Below are 14926 nucleotides of genomic sequence, written 5' to 3' on the forward strand. Positions count from 1 at the left end.
GTATCGATGGCCCAAGCGGCCGACTCACAAGCGGATTTATCGCGATTTCGCCGTGACTGGCAGGGGCTTTTGCGATACGCAACCTGCCATGAGCCGCCGTATCAAGCGAACCCAGACCCGATCCGATCGCCCGACCGATCGCCGCAGCGAGCGGCCGAAGGCCGAGGCCGCCCGCAGCGCAGGCGCCGCGGCCAAGCGTGAGTCTGCGAAGCGTCCCGATGCCGAGCGGCCGCGGCGCGACCGTTTTGCCGGTGACCGCGAGGCGGCACCGCGCGGCGATTTCGGGCGCGGCAAGGCCGAGCGCAGCCGTGCGCCGCGCGCCGAGGGAGAGGATCGCCGCGACAGCTTCGCCCCGCGCGAGCGGCCGCCGGCCAAGCGCGCCGGTGCCGGCAAGCCCGCGCGGTTCAGCTCGGAGCGTGCCGAGCGCAGGCCTGCGGCGCCGCCGCCGAAGAAGGTCGAGCCGGAGACGCCGCTGCTGCCGACGAAGGTGCAGACCGTGGTGGTCACGGCCGACGAGAACAACATGCGCGTCGACCGCTTCCTCGAGGCGCGCTTTCCCGGCCTGTCGTTCTCGCACATCCAGCGCATCGTCCGCAAAGGCGAGCTGCGCGTCGACGGCAAGCGCGCCGACTCCAAGGATCGCCTTGAAGAAGGCCAGAGCGTGCGTATTCCGCCGCTCAAGCTGGACGCGCCGAAGGAGCGCGCCGGCCTCACCGAGGGCGAGCGCAAGACGCTGGAGAGCCTCAAGGCGATGACCTTGTACGAGGACGTCGACGTGCTCGTCCTCAACAAGCCGGCCGGGCTCGCGGTGCAGGGCGGCTCCGGCATGACCCGTCATATCGACCAGATGCTGGAGGTTATGCGCGACGCCAAGGGCCAGAAGCCGCGGCTCGTGCACCGCATCGACCGCGAGACCTCCGGCTGCCTGCTGATCGCCAAGACCCGCTTCGCCGCGACGCATCTGACCGGCGCCTTCCGCAGCCGCTCGGCGCGCAAGATCTACTGGGCGCTGGTGGCGGGCGTGCCCAAGCCCAAGCAGGGCCGCATCTCCACCTATCTTGCCAAGGAGGAGAGCGAGGACGACACCATCATGCGCGTCGCCGCCCATGGCGACGAGGGCGCCAGCCACGCCGTGACCTACTACGCGGTGGTCGAGGCCTCGGCCAACAAGCTCGCCTGGGTGTCGCTGAAACCGGTGACCGGCCGCACCCATCAGCTGCGCGCGCACATGGCCCATATCGGCCATCCCATCGTCGGCGATCCCAAATATTTCAACATCGAGAACTGGGCGCTGCCCGGCGGCCTGCAGAACCGGCTGCATCTGCTGGCGCGCCGCATCGTCATCCCGCATCCGCGCGGCGGATTCATCGACGCCACCGCGCCGCTGCCGCCGCACATGCTGCAGTCGTGGAACCTGCTCGGCCTCGAGCACGACCGCTTCGACCCGATCGAGAACGCGCCGGAGGAGTGAGCGGCAGATTCAGCTCCTCTGCTCAACGAGCTGAATGCCCGCGTCATGAAGCGCCAAGAACACGTCTTCGACGTCCTCGGGCGGGCGTTCCGGACCGAAAAGGTCGTTCAGCTCGTCGAACGTGATCTCGCCGTCCGGCTCACTCAGCGCGATCGCGCGACGAATGATCTCGGCCACAGTCATGGTTATCCTCCTGAGGTGGGCCTCTATCTAAGGCGAGGAGAGTCGATCCCGCCGCGGCTCACTTCCGGAACTGCTCCAGGAATAACCGCAGCGAATCGTGCGGCGTTTCGACGTCGAGGATGACCCAGCCGTCCGGCCCCTTGACCACGATGAAGTTCATCGTCACGCGGTGGCCCTGGTTGTCGAAGCTGGCGGCGACATAGGTCTTGTCGAACTGCTTGCGCAAGATCGAGATCGCGACCGGGCCGAGCTTCCAGCGTGGGCTCTGCACCAGGAAATCGTAGGGCTCACGCCGCGGCGCCGCCCAGGCCCCGGCGAGGCTCGGATCGAAGAACTGCCGCGCGGTCTCGGCCGTCCGCGGCAGCCCGGCGGAGAGCTCCGGCGCGCCCCGGCCGTAATGCGCATAGACGTTGCGCACCAGCGATTCCGGCGAGCGGAAGCCGGCGGCGGCCTCAACGGCGCTGCCGAGCAGGACGAGGGCGGAGAGCAGCGGACGCATCGGCAGCTCGCATTTCGGGCGGACAGGGCTTATCTACCGCGAAAACAACGGATCCCGTGTGATCATCCCGCGAGAGGGCTGGAATTCTGATGCGTGAACTGTTTGACGAGGTCGTCGGCCGGTCGCCGCTCGATCCGCAGGAATCGGCGCGCCAGGCGATGCGGACGCCGCTGCGCAAGCGCTTCTATAAGGAGGCCGGGACCGCCGCGGCCGAGGGCGGCTTCAACGTCACCCTCGATGGCCGGCCGATCCGCACGCCGTCGGGGCGCGTCGTCATCGTTCCCGCCGGGGAGCTGGCGGAGGCCGTCGCCGCCGAGTGGCAGGCCCAGGGTGAGAACATCGATCCCGCCACGATGCCGCTGACGCGGTTCGCCAACAGCGTCGTGCAGTCGGTGGTCGACCGCACCGACGCGGTGCGCGAGGACATTGCCAAATATCTCCAGTCCGACCTGCTGTTCTACCGGGCCGGTCATCCCGAGGGGCTGGTCGCGCGCGAGGCCGAGCATTGGGACCCGGTGCTGGACTGGGCGCGCGACGGCCTGGGCGCGCATTTCATCCTGTCCGAAGGCATCATGCATGTGGCCCAGCCGGAGGCTGCGGTCCAGGCCGCGCGCGCTGCGCTGCCGACCGGCCCGTGGACGGTGGCGGCCGCGCATGTCGTCACCACACTGACCGGCTCGGCGCTGCTGGCGCTGGCGCTGGTGCATGGGGTGCGCGACGCCGATCAGGTCTGGGCGGCAGCCCATGTCGACGAGGACTGGAACGTCGCGCAATGGGGGGCCGACGAGGAGGCGATGAGCCGCCGCGCCGCCAAGCAGATCGACTACCAAGCCGCCGTCCGCATCCTCCGGGCAGTCGACGCCGCGCTCTGAGGCCGGTTAACGCCGGGTTTAGGGGCACCCGCTAGGCTGTGCGCGTAACCCGAGTACGCGCATGGTCCAGAGTGTCACCCCGTCGCCTTCCGTGAGCGCCGTCCGCGGCGTCGGCAGCTCGCCGGCCGGAACCACGGTGGCGGCAGCGACCACGCTGCAGGCCGGCGCACTGGTCAGCGCCAGGGTGCAGCAGGTGCTCGCCGAGAACCTGGTCCAGGTCGCGATCGGAAACCTGTCGATGGAGCTCGCGAGCGAGCTGCCGCTGCAGGCCGGCCAGACCGTGCAGGTCGCGGTGTCGCAGACCGCGCAAGGGCTGCAGCTCGCCATCGTCGGGCAGGGCGGCAGCGCTGCCACTGGCACCACCGGCACCCCGACGCCGGCCGCCACCGTCGTCGACGTCACCGGCCGGCTGGCACCGGCGCTGCCGCCACCGCCGGATCCGCTGACCGGGCTGGAGCGGCTCGCATTGTCGATCGCCAGCGAGGAGGCGGCGACCCGCCAGGGCAGCCAGGGCCAATTGTTCGCCGATCTCCAGGCCGTCGCCGACTCGCCGAACCTTCCACCGGCCTTGCGAGCCGCCGTGGCCCAGGTGCTGGCGCAGCAGACCCCGCTCTCGCCGGCGCTGACTGCGGAGGATGTGCAGACCGCCGTGCAGCAATCCGGCCTGTTCCTGGAATCCTCGCTCGCCAATGGCACTACCGGCACCGGCACGCCCGACCTGAAGGCGGCGCTGATCGTGCTGCGCCAGACGCTGGCGACGGTGCTGCAGACCGCCGATCCCGGTATGGCGGCATCGGCGCAGCCGTCGCCCGGTGGCTCCTATGCCTCGGTGCTGTCGGAGGCCGGCCGCGCCGCCGCCGCGCAGCAACAGAGCGGCGCTCCCTCGCTGGTGCCCGACATCGAGATCGAGCTGCCGCCCCAGCCCTGGGCCACGGGAATGGGGCGGCCCGACGCCGCGTCTGCCGGCTTCACCGGCTCGGCGCTGATCGAGGCCCTGACGGGCGCCAAGGCGCAGTCGCTCACGCCCGGCACGGTGCTGGCCGTGCTGCAGGAAGCGCAGCAGCAGATTCCGCGCGCCGCGGGCCTCGTTCCCGGACGCAACGCCAACGGCCGCGCCGATATGGTCGTGCGCACCAACACCCCGCCGCCGCCGTTCCGCGGGGCTGCACCGATGCCGCAGGCCGTGGCGATGCCGACGCTCGGTCCCGACACGCCGCTGTCGGCGATCGCGCACCGGCTGCTCGACGAGACCGACCAGGCGCTGTCGCGCCAGACCCTGCTGCAGGTCGCCTCGCTGCCGGATCGCCCGGACGCCTCGACCGCGCGCACCGACCCGGCGCCGCCGCGCTGGAACTTCGAGATTCCCTTCGCCACCCCGCAGGGCACGGCCATGGCGCAGTTCGAGATCGCGCGCGACGGCGGCACGCAATCGCCGGACGCGGCCAAGCGCGTCTGGCGGGCGCGCTTCTCGCTCGACGTCGAGCCGGCCGGCCCGGTGCATGCGATGATCTCATTCAGCGCCGAGCGCACCTCCGTGCGGATGTGGGCCGAGCGTCCGGTCACCGCCGCGCGGCTGCGCGCCGGCCTTGCCGACCTCAGCCAGGCCCTCAGCCGTGCCGAGCTCTCGCCGGGCGATCTCGTGGTGCAGGACGGCGCGCCGCCGGCCGTGATGCCGCCCAGGGCCGGCCATTTCCTGGATCGCGCGCTATGAGCATCGAGGTGAAGGCCGCCAACAAGACCCAGCTCGCCGTCGCCTTGCACTACGACAAGGGCCAGGGCGCGCCGCGCGTCGTCGCCAAGGGCAAGGGCACGATCGGCGCCAAGATCATCGAGGTCGCGAAGGCGCACGACATCCCGATCGAGGAGAACGAGGTGCTGGCCGGCGCGCTCTCCAATGTCGAGCTCGGCGACGAGATCCCGGAGGAGCTCTACAAGGCCGTCGCCGAGGTGCTGGTGTTCGTGCTCAACCTGTCGCGGCCGATGCGCTGAGCGCGCCGCATTTGTGATCTCCGTCATGCGTCGGTCGTCACCGCCCTGTGGTAGGGAGGGCGAACGACGACGGAGATTTGCGATGCCCATGATGAGCCGCCGCCACGCGCTCGCCCTGATGACCGGCGCCAGCCTGTTGCCCGCGCGCGCATTTGCGCATGTCGCACCGCCACGCAACGAGATCCGCGGCGAGCTCACCAAGCGCTTCACCGACGAGGGCACCAAGGGCACGTTCCTGGCCTACAAGGTCGAGGAATATCTCATCATCGCCAGCGATGCCGATCGCTCCGGCGAGGCGAAGCTGCCGGCCTCGACCTTCAAGATCGCGAACTCGCTGATCGCGCTGGAGACGGGCGTCGTCGAGGATCCCGACAAGGATGTGTTCAAATGGGATGGCGTCACGAGATCGATCGAGGCCTGGAACAGGGATCACACCTTGCGCAGCGCGATCGCGGTCTCCGCCGTGCCGGTCTATCAGGAGATCGCGCGCCGCATCGGTCCCGAGCGGATGCAAAAATATCTCGAGGAGCTCGACTACGGCAATCACGACATCGGCGGCGGCATCGACCAGTTCTGGCTCACCGGCGCGCTTCGCATCGATCCGGTGGAGCAGGTCGATTTCATCGATCGCCTGCGCCGTGGCGCGCTGACGGTGTCGAAGCGCAGCCAGGATCTGACGCGCGACATCATTCCGACGACCAAGGTCGGCGACGCCGTCATTCACTTCAAGTCGGGATTGCTCGGCAAGGAGCAGGGCTCACTCGGCTGGATGGTCGGCTGGGTCGACAAGGGTGACCAGCCGACCGTGTTCGCGCTCAACATGGACTGCCCGGAGCCGCGCCACGTCGAAGCCCGCATGACGTTGACCCAAGCGTGCCTGAAGGAGATCGGCGCGCTGTGAGCGAATCGTGAGGCGCGCATGCTCTCGCCACCGTCATTGCGAGCGTAGCGAAGCAATCCAGTGTGGTGTGTGGGACTCTGGATTGCTTCGCTGCGCTCGCAACGACGTGGATAGAGCGGCGCGTTGCTACGCGAAGCAACGATATCGTGGCGACCTAGCGTACGTCACCGCCGCGCCAGCTCCAGGTCGACGCCCCTGATGTCCGTGCCGGCCGGGCGGATCGACACGGTCTGCCGGCGTCCCTGCGTCGTCAGCGACAGGCCGGCGGAAAACGTCTGCCCGCGCGCCTGGGCCTCGATGCGGTTGCCGACGGCGCGGCCCTCGATCGTGCCGGACGCGTTGTGGCTCGACTCGCTCCATTGCCCCGAGATCTCGCCGCCGCGATAGGCGACGTCGCTGGAGAGATCGATGTTGTAGCTGTCGCTGGCGCAGCGGATGTTGAGCCGGAGCTGCTCGCCGGCGCCGCCGACGTCATAGGCCGCGCGGCAGCGCAGCCGCTCCTGGTTGCCGTCGGACAGGCTGATCACGCCGCCGCCGGTCCAGGAGCCCTGCAGCCCCCGGAACGGCGCGGCAGGCGCCGCATGGGCCGTGCCGCCCAAGGCGAGGGCGGTCAGCAAAGTGGGGATCGCAAGGCGAGAGGCGCGCATCATCGGGCTCCGTTTCATCGTCGAAAAGCGAGCGACAACGCAGCAAGACCCGATACGTTCGATCTGTCACCTCAAAAATTGATCCAAATCGTTCTATTTTTGCTCACGACAGCTTGAACAGCGCGCGCAGGAAATCCGTCACCGCCTGGCGCGCCGCCTCGGCCGTGGCCGGATTGCCGCCGACATGCGGATCGAACTCGACGCAGGCGTCCTGATAGGTGAAGGGCTGCTGCGTGTCGGCATTGATCAGCATCCCGCCGTCGCTCTCCTTGATGCGGCAGTTGCGCACGGTCTGCGCCTTCGGCGCGACTGCGAGCATGTTGGCGCCGAGCAGGCCGAGATCGAAGCCGTGCGGCGAGTCCGCGTATTCCGTCAGCGCGACGTCGCGGCCCGCGGCCTTCAGCCGCTCGACATAGGCCTTGCAGGTCCGCACCGGATTGTAGTCGTCCGGCCCGCCGTGAAAGATCCGGATCGGCCGCGCCACGACGTCGGTGTCGCCGAGATAGGTCGTCGAGCAGTCGGGATAGAACGGGATATAGGCGGCGAACTGCAGCCCCGAATTGTTCCAGCGCCTGTGGAAGCGCTCGAGGCTCGCATACAGCGCCGCCTGACCGCCGCGTGAAAAGCCCATCAGCACGATGCGCTCGGGATCGACGCGCGGATGCTTCGCCAGCACGTCCAGCGCACGGTAGATGTCCATGATCAGGTTCAGCCGGCCGAGCTGGGCCTGGTTGGTGCTGGTCGCGGTGATGCCGCGCCCGGTGAAGCCGTCGATCGCGAAGGTCGAGATCCCCATCGCATTGAAGGTGCGGCTCCACGCCGCGATGTTGGCGCCGACGCCGCCCGAGCCGTGCATCAGCACCACCACCGGCAGCCTGCCGCTGCCCTGCGCGACGCGCATTTCGCCGACGACGGTCACCGGCTTGCCGCCGTCGTCGCCGGAGAGGAACTGCCGATCGGATAAGGTCAGCGACGGGATCGGATACATCTCGACCCGGGCGGGCATATCCTTGGTGAAGCCCTGGGCGCTGGCGCTGCTGCCGAAGTCACCGGCCAAGGCTGTCAGCAGCATCGTCACGGCCACCACCGCCTGTCGGCAACGGGACCCTCCAACGGCGCGGCGCGGTCGATGCGAGACGGCAACACGAGCGTCCACGGCAAGCGTCGATGAGGCAGCAACAATGTGTCGCTCCATGACCGTCCTCCTGGCTCGCCGCTTGTGGCGCGGCTTTGCAACCAAGTAGAACGAGCGATCGCGGAGCTGTCAAACAGCCGTGCGCGGCGCGCTGGCTGACAGCGGTGGACAACACCGAGCCTGGTGCGCCGCGAAACAAGGGGCCGCGGGCCTCTTTGAGACTCCGGCATCTCGGACCGCGGTGTCAGGGTCGACGAACTCCGCCGATCCGGCCGAGATGGGTGAAGCCGAAGCCGTCGGCATATTTCAGGCCGTAGCCGGCGAGCCGGTCGACGCCGACATGGGCCAGCCAGATCGTGGCGATCTCGACCACCAGTGGCTGTCCGGCCGCCAGCCCGATCGCGAGCAGGGCGGCGGGTGCCAGCGTGCTGTGGACGGCATTGTAGGCCACGGCGCCGATCCGCGGGCCGCCGAGATAGGCGGCGAAGCTGACGTCGGGCGCCAGGAACAGGGCCGCGAACAGCCACCACGAGCCGCTTTGGTGGGCGTAGAAGGCGATCGCGGCGGCCGCCAGCACCAGCCCTTCGAGCCGCAGCAGCAGGCGCAGGCCGCCCTGGACGGCGCCACGCGATGTGCCCAAGGGCTCAGTGACCAGGTCCGGTTGCGCGGCCATATCCATGATTCTGCTTCCAATTCCGAGCTGTGGGAGGAGGGGCGGCACTGCCGAAAGCGGCTTTCCGGCTTCGAAATAGCCGTGTTAGAAGGCCGCCAACAGTCACGACATCGGGAACGGGCGGGAAGCGCATGAAGGACATTCTGGACACCCTCGAGGAACGGCGCAAAGGCGCCAAGCTCGGTGGCGGCGAGAAGCGCATCGAGGCGCAGCATGCGCGCGGCAAGCTGACGGCGCGGGAGCGCATCGAGCTGCTGCTCGACAAGGGCTCGTTCGAGGAGTTCGACATGTTCGTCGAGCACCGCTCCACCGAGTTCTCCATGGAGAAGACCAAGGTCCCCGGCGACGGCGTCGTCACCGGCTGGGGCACCGTCAACGGCCGCAAGACCTTCGTCTTCGCCAAGGATTTCACCGTGTTCGGCGGCTCGCTGTCCGAGACCCACGCGCTGAAGATCACCAAGCTGCAGGACATGGCGATGAAGGCGCGCGCGCCGATCATCGGCCTCTATGACGCCGGCGGCGCCCGCATCCAGGAGGGCGTCGCGGCGCTCGCAGGCTATTCCTACGTCTTCCGCCGCAACGTGCTGGCGTCCGGCGTGATCCCGCAGATCTCCGTCATCATGGGCCCGTGCGCCGGGGGCGACGTCTATTCGCCGGCCATGACCGACTTCATCTTCATGGTGAAGAACACCAGCTACATGTTCGTGACCGGACCCGACGTCGTGAAGACCGTGACCAACGAGGTCGTCACCGCGGAAGAGCTCGGCGGCGCCTCGGTGCATGCGACGCGCTCCTCGATCGCCGATGGCGCCTTCGACAACGACGTCGAGACGCTGTTGCAGATGCGCCGCCTGATCGACTTCCTGCCGTCGAACAACAGCGACGGCGTGCCGGAATGGCCGAGCTTCGACGACATCGAGCGCGTCGACATGTCGCTCGATACCCTGATCCCGGACAATCCGAACAAGCCCTACGACATGAAGGAGCTGATCCTGAAGGTCGTCGACGAGGGCGACTTCTTCGAGATCGCGGAAGGTTTTGCCAAGAACATCGTCACCGGCTTCGGCCGCATCGCGGGCCGCACGGTCGGCTTCGTCGCCAACCAGCCGATGGTGCTGGCCGGCGTGCTCGACTCGGATGCCTCGCGCAAGGCGGCGCGCTTCGTCCGCTTCTGCGACGCCTTCAACATTCCGATCGTCACCTTCGTCGACGTGCCGGGCTTCCTGCCGGGCACCGCGCAGGAATATGGCGGCCTGATCAAGCACGGCGCGAAGCTGTTGTTCGCGTACTCGCAATGCACCGTGCCGCTCGTCACCGTCATCACCCGCAAGGCCTATGGCGGCGCCTTCGACGTCATGGCCTCGAAGGAGATCGGCGCGGACATGAACTACGCCTGGCCGACGGCGCAGATCGCGGTCATGGGCGCCAAGGGCGCCGTCGAGATCATCTTCCGCGCCGACATGGCGGACCCGGAGAAAATTGCCGCGCGCACCAAGGAATACGAGGACCGCTTCCTGTCGCCGTTCATCGCCGCCGAGCGCGGCTATATCGACGACGTCATCATGCCGCACTCCACCCGCCGCCGCATCGCCCGTGCGCTCGCGATGCTCCGCGACAAGAAGATGGAGATGCCGGCGAAGAAGCACGACAATCTGCCGCTGTAGGCATCGGCTCGAGCCGTCGTCCTCGCGGGCGGCGGCGACAAAATCATTGCGAGCTGCCGCGTGGCCCTGGATTGCTTCGCTTCGCTCGCAATGACGGAGAACGCGGCGCGCGCGCCGGGCGCTGTCCTCGTCCCGCTGTGTCGGCCGGGGATGAAAGCCCGTCGCACCCATCGTCATTGCGAGGAGCGCAGCGACGAAGCAATCCAGGGGCTCGTGCCCGGCCTGCATCACGGAGAATGCGGCAATCGGGCGCCTTCTCTCGCCCTGGCGTTAAGCCTGTCGCTTAACTAACCTTTAACGATGGGTTTGCGGGAACTGGGCCGCTGGCCTAGCTTTGCCGGGTTGCGGGTGGGTCGGAAGAGTAGGGTCGCGTATCATGGCTGACAGAACATCGGCATTTCGGAATTCAGGCGTTTTCGTCGTCTGCGCGGCGGCCGCTGCGCTGATCTTCTCGACCGAGGCCGCATCGGCCCGGTCTGGCGCCGCAGTGGCTGCCGGTCCCGTTGGACCGAGCCAGGTCGTCCGGCCGGCGCCTGGGATCAGGCCCGGCCTGCGTCATCACCATTATCGCGGCGCTCGCGCCTATCTGCCGGCCGCCGGCGCCTTCGCCTATGGCGGTTATGACGAGCCCGTGCCGCAGCAGATCCCGGAGCGGACCTCGGCCGACGTGCGTTACACCTATACCTACGACGTCCCGTGGGACTGGGCCCACCGCTTTCCACCGAACGTCGTGCCATCCGATCGCCCCTACGTATCGAGCTGCCCGATGCAGACCGTGACGGTGCCGGGACGCCGCGGCGGCGATCACACCGTCACGATCACGCGCTGCTACTGACGTCTTGAGCCAGCTCAATGCGATCGGCGTGATCGGACGCTAGACATTGTCAAATACCGACCGGCTTCGCTCGCGCGAGGTCGCGAGGTGACGAGGCCCGGACTCCTAGGCACTCCGGGCCTCGTTGATTTCTGATAGCCTCCCGCGGCAGCGCGAGTCCGCGCGGGGAGGCTCCGATGATCAGACCGGCGAATTGGATACGTATCTGGCTGGCAGTTGCGATGTCGGCTGTCGCAGCCGGAGCAGCCTTCGCCGATGAGACCGTGACGATCGGCGGCTCCCGCGTCGCGCTGATCAGGCCGGCCTCGGTGCGCGCCAGCGTGATCCTGCTGCCCGGCGGTGACGGCGCCATCCATGTCGGCGAGCGCGGCGACATTCACGGCCTGCTCGGCAACCAGCTGGTGCGCACGCGCAACGCCTATGCCGCACGCGGGCTCGCCGTGATGGTCGCGGACACCAGTACCGATCTGAAGGCCGCGGTGGACTACATGGCCACGATCAAGCGGCCGGTGACGGTGATCGGCACCAGCCGCGGCACGTTGCGCGCCGCGGAAGGCATCGCGCGCGGTGCCCGGCCGGATGCGTTGGTGCTGACCTCGGGCTTCCTCAGTCCGGAGTCGGGGAGCTCCTCGAACGTGATGTCGATCCTCGGCTCGCCCTCGGCCTTGCCGCGGACGCTGGTCATCCATCATACCAGCGACGCCTGCAAGTTCACGCTGCCGGCAGGCGTCGACCCGTTCATCAGATGGTCCGGCGGCCGGGCGCGCGCGAAGTGGCTGTCGGGCGGCGCGGAAGAGGGGGATCCCTGTCAGGCGCGCGGCCATCACGGCTTCAACGGGCTCGACGGGCAGGTGGTCGGCCTGGCCGCGGGGTTTCGCTGAGCGCCGGATTGCGGGTAGACTCCGGAACAAAAGCGACGTGGTCCGGAGGAAACTCGATGCCGTCAGCCATCTTCGTCGTCCGCGCCACCGTGTCGGATCCGGCGAAACGCGATGCGTTCGACCGCTGGTATCGCGACGTTCATCTGCCCGACGCGATCAGGAGCTTCGGCGTGCGCAAGGCGTGGCGGGTGTGGAGTCTCGCTGATCCCAGGGTGCATCAGGCGATGTATCAGTTCGATGCCATCGCCGCGGTGGAGCGTGCGATCGGCGGCGCGAGATGAAACGCCTGACCGCCGATTTCAATCGCGACTGGCCCGACGTGACCCGGACGCGCGAGAGCTTCGTGCTGGCGCAGACGGTCGACGGCTGAGCTTGCGTTGCCTTCGACGACGAAGGCGTGGCGCTTCCATCACCGTACTGCGATCCGGTTCAGCTCACGTTCAGGTGATCGGCCGAATACTCCGTCATGCTCTGGCTCGTGGATCATGGAGGCGTGCGATGGAACGACGGAATTTCCTCAAGCTGGCATTGGGGCTCGGCTGTGCAGCGGCGGCCGGCGCCGTGCTTCGCACCAGCGATGCGGTCGCCGCGCCGCTCTCGCCGTCGCCGCTGAACGAAGCCGCGCCTTCAGCCAGGGATCAGCACGTCGAGCGCGCGGTCGGCTCGCAGGACGAGGCCGATCGGCTCGCGCCGGAGCAGGTGCGCTGGGGACACCACGGTCATCATCACGGACATCACGGCCACGGCCATCACTGGGGCTGGCGCCGGCGGCATTGGGGTTGGCGGCGCCGCCATTGGGGCTGGCGTCACCATCATCGGCACTGGCGCCGCCATTGGCATCGGCGCCACTCCTGGTGATCGGCCCGGCCGCGTTGCGGCCAGGCGCCGTTTCGGACTCGTGATTGCGGCACGGCAGGGATCGGCGCGATCCCTGCCGGTCGTGTCCGTTTGAACTACCTGCCGAGGAAGTCCAGCAGCAGCGCGTCGTATTTGTCCGGCGCGTCGAGGAAGACGAGGTGGCCGGCATTGGCGACCACCTCGGCGCGGGCATCGCGCATCCGGCTGGCCAGGTCCTTTGCCAGCTCGGCGTTCTGGCCCATCTTCGCTCTCAAGGCTTCCGGCGCGTTCGGCCGTCCCGGCGCGTTGTGATCGTCCGCGCCCATGATGAACAGCGTCGGCTGCGTCAGCAGCGGGATCTCGTGCACCACCGGCTCGCGGTAGATCATCTGATAGGAGCTGACGAAGCTCTTCAGCCAGCGCGGATAGTCGGCGCTTTGCTTCAGGTTGAAGCGGGCATCGATGAACGGCGTGACCTGCTCCGGTGGCAGCTTCAGCGCGTAGTTGGTCTCCAGCTGCTTGCGATAGCCGTCCGACGTCAGCCGGTCCTCGCTCTCGCTGATCTTTTCCGACGGGACCGGCGGCACGTAGGCGCGGTAGTCCTCGAGCCCGATCGGCGTGGTCAGCACGAGATGCGCGACCCGGTCGGGATGGGCGCGGGCGATGCGGACGGCCAGCATGCCGCCCATCGAATGCGCGACGATGTCGGCCTTGGCGATGCCGAGGTGATCGAGCAGCGTCATCGTGTTGCGCGCCAGCGTGTCGAAATGCAGTTCGCCCGACGGCTTGGATGATTTGCCGAAGCCGACTTGGTCGGGCACCACGACGCGGAAGCCGGCGTCGGTCAGTGTCTTGATCACGGGCGCCCAGTAGCTCGAGGGGAAGTTGCGGCCGTGGAGCAGCAGCGCAACGCGGCCGTTCTGCTGCGCCGGCGCGACATCCATGTAGGCCATGCGCAGCTGCTCGCTGTCGTTGACCAGGGGCAGCAGGCTGACCGGGTAGGGATAGGCGAAGCCTTCGAGGTTGATGCCATAGGGCTCGCGCGGCATCTCCGCAGCGCGGGCGGCGATCGGCGCGACGGTGAGCAGGGCAGCGCAGAGCGCGGCAGCGAAACGGGACATGGAGACTCCGGGAGCGAGATGGGGTCGTCAACCGTCTCGCCGTGCCCTGCGTTCGCTCTGGCCGCAATGCACGAAGGCATTGCTGCGATAAACAGCACGTGATCGTCAGTCCTCGGCCGGACCGAACAGCGCCGCGAAATGCTTTTCGCCGGCGCGGCTGAAATTGACCACGCGACTGCCTGGAGTGGCATCGCGCGCCGCCCATTTCAGCTCGGTGAAGCGCTTCATCAACGCTGCGCCGAGCGTGCCGGCGAGATGATGCCGCCGCGCGCTCCAGTCGAGGCAGGCCTTGCAGACGGGCCGGCGCGGATGCGCCAGCATTTCCGGCGAGATCCGCAAATGGCGCGCCAGGAATTGCTCGCCGTCCTCGGTGAGCACTATCTCCTGCTTGCGCCGGCGCACCAGCTTCTGCCGCGTCATGCTGTCGAGCATCTGCACGCCGAGATCGCCGGCGAGATGGTCGTAGCAGATGCGCGCGCGCCGCAGCTCCGGCTCCTTCGGTCCGGTGCGCACCCGCATGTGGCCGGCGCGCGCGGCGAGCCCGGCGAGCTTCTCCAGCACGTCGGCGACGTCCGGATCGGCGAGCCGGTAGTAGCGGTGACGGCCCTGTTTTTCCGGCTCGACCAGGCCGCCGCCTTCGAGCTTGGCAAGATGCGAGCTCGCCGTCTGCGGCGTCACGCCCGCTTCCTGGGCGAGCTCGGTCGCGGTCAGCGCCCGGCCCGAGAGCAGCGCCGTCAGCATGTTGGCGCGGGCGGGATCGCCGACCAGCGCCGCCACCATCGCAATGTCCGGACCCGATTTCATAGTTCGATGCTAGCCGAAGCATTCTCGCCCCGCAAGCGGATAGTGTCGATGATACGAAACTTACCGGAGGTTGTCATGGCCATCACCGTCTTCATCCGCTATCGCATCGATCCGCATCAGCGCGACGTGTTCGAAGCCTACGCCAGGCGCTGGCTGTCGATCATTCCCCGCTGCGGCGGCGACCTGATCGGCTATTTCATGCCTCATGAAGGCACGAACGACGTCGCCTATGGCCTGATTTCATTCGACAGTCTCGCGGCTTACGAGCGCTATCGCGCAACCTTGCGCAGCGATGGCGAGGGACGGGCGAACTTCGCACTCGCGGAGGAGCACAAACTCATTCTGGGCGAAGAGCGAACATTTCTGCGCAATGTCGTGGCGGCGCCATGAGAGCGGGACTATCCTGGTGCAACG

Annotated in this window: 17 protein-coding genes and 1 pseudogene; 11 read left to right on the forward strand and 7 right to left on the reverse strand. The window is 68.0% G+C overall.

The genetic code is table 11. The features are described from left to right. Nucleotides 1-88 precede the first annotated feature (88 nt). Nucleotides 89-1471, forward strand: a complete 1383-nt coding sequence (locus ACQR1D_RS11720; protein ID WP_434838341.1) for an RluA family pseudouridine synthase — start codon at nucleotides 89-91, stop codon at nucleotides 1469-1471. Between the two features lie 9 nt (nucleotides 1472-1480). Here the strand turns inward: ACQR1D_RS11720 and ACQR1D_RS11725 are convergent, their stop codons facing one another. After that, nucleotides 1481-1654: an RNA polymerase sigma factor region1.1 domain-containing protein gene (locus ACQR1D_RS11725; protein ID WP_316177133.1), complete on the reverse strand. Its 174-nt coding sequence runs from the start codon at nucleotides 1652-1654 to the stop codon at nucleotides 1481-1483. A 58-nt stretch (nucleotides 1655-1712) separates the two neighbouring features. Beyond that, a complete protein-coding gene (locus ACQR1D_RS11730; protein ID WP_316177135.1) occupies nucleotides 1713-2153 on the reverse strand; it encodes a hypothetical protein in 441 nt (146 codons plus the stop codon). Nucleotides 2154-2242: 89 nt separating this feature from the next. Here ACQR1D_RS11730 and ACQR1D_RS11735 point away from each other — a divergent pair, with 89 nt between their 5' ends. From ACQR1D_RS11735 to blaOXA, 4 genes are all read left to right on the forward strand, one after another. Further along, a complete protein-coding gene (locus ACQR1D_RS11735; protein ID WP_316177137.1) occupies nucleotides 2243-3025 on the forward strand; it encodes an ATP12 family chaperone protein in 783 nt (260 codons plus the stop codon). A 61-nt stretch (nucleotides 3026-3086) separates the two neighbouring features. Then, nucleotides 3087-4736 carry a flagellar hook-length control protein FliK gene (locus tag ACQR1D_RS11740; RefSeq protein ID WP_316177138.1) on the forward strand — a complete coding sequence of 550 codons (1650 nt, stop codon included), beginning with the start codon at nucleotides 3087-3089 and terminating at the stop codon, nucleotides 4734-4736. After that, nucleotides 4733-5014 (forward strand): EscU/YscU/HrcU family type III secretion system export apparatus switch protein, encoded by a 282-nt coding sequence (locus ACQR1D_RS11745; protein WP_315714536.1) that lies wholly within the window; start codon nucleotides 4733-4735, stop codon nucleotides 5012-5014. Before ACQR1D_RS11740 ends, ACQR1D_RS11745 begins: the two co-directional genes overlap by 4 nt. A gap of 82 nt (nucleotides 5015-5096) precedes the next feature. After that, entirely contained in the window at nucleotides 5097-5915 is an 819-nt protein-coding gene (blaOXA, locus tag ACQR1D_RS11750; RefSeq protein ID WP_434838340.1) for an OXA-1091 family oxacillin-hydrolyzing class D beta-lactamase, read from the forward strand. A 164-nt stretch (nucleotides 5916-6079) separates the two neighbouring features. On the opposite strand, the gene ACQR1D_RS11755 is transcribed toward blaOXA, so the two are convergent. From ACQR1D_RS11755 to ACQR1D_RS11765, 3 genes are all read right to left on the reverse strand, one after another. After that, nucleotides 6080-6565 carry a hypothetical protein gene (locus ACQR1D_RS11755; protein WP_316177142.1) on the reverse strand — a complete coding sequence of 162 codons (486 nt, stop codon included), beginning with the start codon at nucleotides 6563-6565 and terminating at the stop codon, nucleotides 6080-6082. Between the two features lie 100 nt (nucleotides 6566-6665). Further along, nucleotides 6666-7634 carry a dienelactone hydrolase family protein gene (locus ACQR1D_RS11760; protein ID WP_316177144.1) on the reverse strand — a complete coding sequence of 323 codons (969 nt, stop codon included), beginning with the start codon at nucleotides 7632-7634 and terminating at the stop codon, nucleotides 6666-6668. Nucleotides 7635-7941: 307 nt separating this feature from the next. Continuing rightward, on the reverse strand, nucleotides 7942-8376 hold the full coding sequence (locus ACQR1D_RS11765; RefSeq protein ID WP_316177145.1) for a DUF4260 domain-containing protein: 435 nt from the start codon (nucleotides 8374-8376) through the stop codon (nucleotides 7942-7944). 125 nt (nucleotides 8377-8501) lie between these two features. On the opposite strand from ACQR1D_RS11765, the gene ACQR1D_RS11770 reads away from it, so the two are divergent. The 5 genes and pseudogenes from ACQR1D_RS11770 to ACQR1D_RS11790 all read left to right on the forward strand — a co-directional run bounded on the left by ACQR1D_RS11770 (nucleotide 8502) and on the right by ACQR1D_RS11790 (nucleotide 12608). After that, nucleotides 8502-10034 carry an acyl-CoA carboxylase subunit beta gene (locus ACQR1D_RS11770; protein WP_434894030.1) on the forward strand — a complete coding sequence of 511 codons (1533 nt, stop codon included), beginning with the start codon at nucleotides 8502-8504 and terminating at the stop codon, nucleotides 10032-10034. A gap of 376 nt (nucleotides 10035-10410) precedes the next feature. Continuing rightward, nucleotides 10411-10869 carry a hypothetical protein gene (locus ACQR1D_RS11775; RefSeq protein WP_316177147.1) on the forward strand — a complete coding sequence of 153 codons (459 nt, stop codon included), beginning with the start codon at nucleotides 10411-10413 and terminating at the stop codon, nucleotides 10867-10869. A 176-nt stretch (nucleotides 10870-11045) separates the two neighbouring features. Further along, complete coding sequence (locus ACQR1D_RS11780) at nucleotides 11046-11750, forward strand: alpha/beta hydrolase (protein WP_410051913.1); 705 nt, start codon at nucleotides 11046-11048, stop codon at nucleotides 11748-11750. Between the two features lie 56 nt (nucleotides 11751-11806). Continuing rightward, nucleotides 11807-12120, forward strand: a pseudogene (locus ACQR1D_RS11785) (hypothetical protein). A gap of 128 nt (nucleotides 12121-12248) precedes the next feature. Beyond that, nucleotides 12249-12608 (forward strand): twin-arginine translocation signal domain-containing protein, encoded by a 360-nt coding sequence (locus ACQR1D_RS11790; protein ID WP_316216058.1) that lies wholly within the window; start codon nucleotides 12249-12251, stop codon nucleotides 12606-12608. Between the two features lie 95 nt (nucleotides 12609-12703). On the opposite strand, the gene ACQR1D_RS11795 is transcribed toward ACQR1D_RS11790, so the two are convergent. Together ACQR1D_RS11795 and ACQR1D_RS11800 are read right to left on the reverse strand one after the other, a co-directional pair. Next, nucleotides 12704-13708, reverse strand: coding sequence for an alpha/beta fold hydrolase (locus tag ACQR1D_RS11795; RefSeq protein WP_434894031.1), 1005 nt, complete (start codon nucleotides 13706-13708; stop codon nucleotides 12704-12706). A gap of 105 nt (nucleotides 13709-13813) precedes the next feature. Next, nucleotides 13814-14512, reverse strand: coding sequence for an ArsR/SmtB family transcription factor (locus ACQR1D_RS11800; RefSeq protein ID WP_434894032.1), 699 nt, complete (start codon nucleotides 14510-14512; stop codon nucleotides 13814-13816). A gap of 75 nt (nucleotides 14513-14587) precedes the next feature. Here ACQR1D_RS11800 and ACQR1D_RS11805 point away from each other — a divergent pair, with 75 nt between their 5' ends. After that, the gene (locus ACQR1D_RS11805) at nucleotides 14588-14902 is read left to right on the forward strand and encodes an NIPSNAP family protein (RefSeq protein ID WP_316177153.1); all 315 of its coding nucleotides are present in this window, start codon (nucleotides 14588-14590) and stop codon (nucleotides 14900-14902) included. Nucleotides 14903-14926: the final 24 nt, after the last annotated feature.

This window comes from Bradyrhizobium sp. HKCCYLRH2047 (assembly GCF_051168175.1).
Taxonomy (GTDB): domain Bacteria; phylum Pseudomonadota; class Alphaproteobacteria; order Rhizobiales; family Xanthobacteraceae; genus Bradyrhizobium.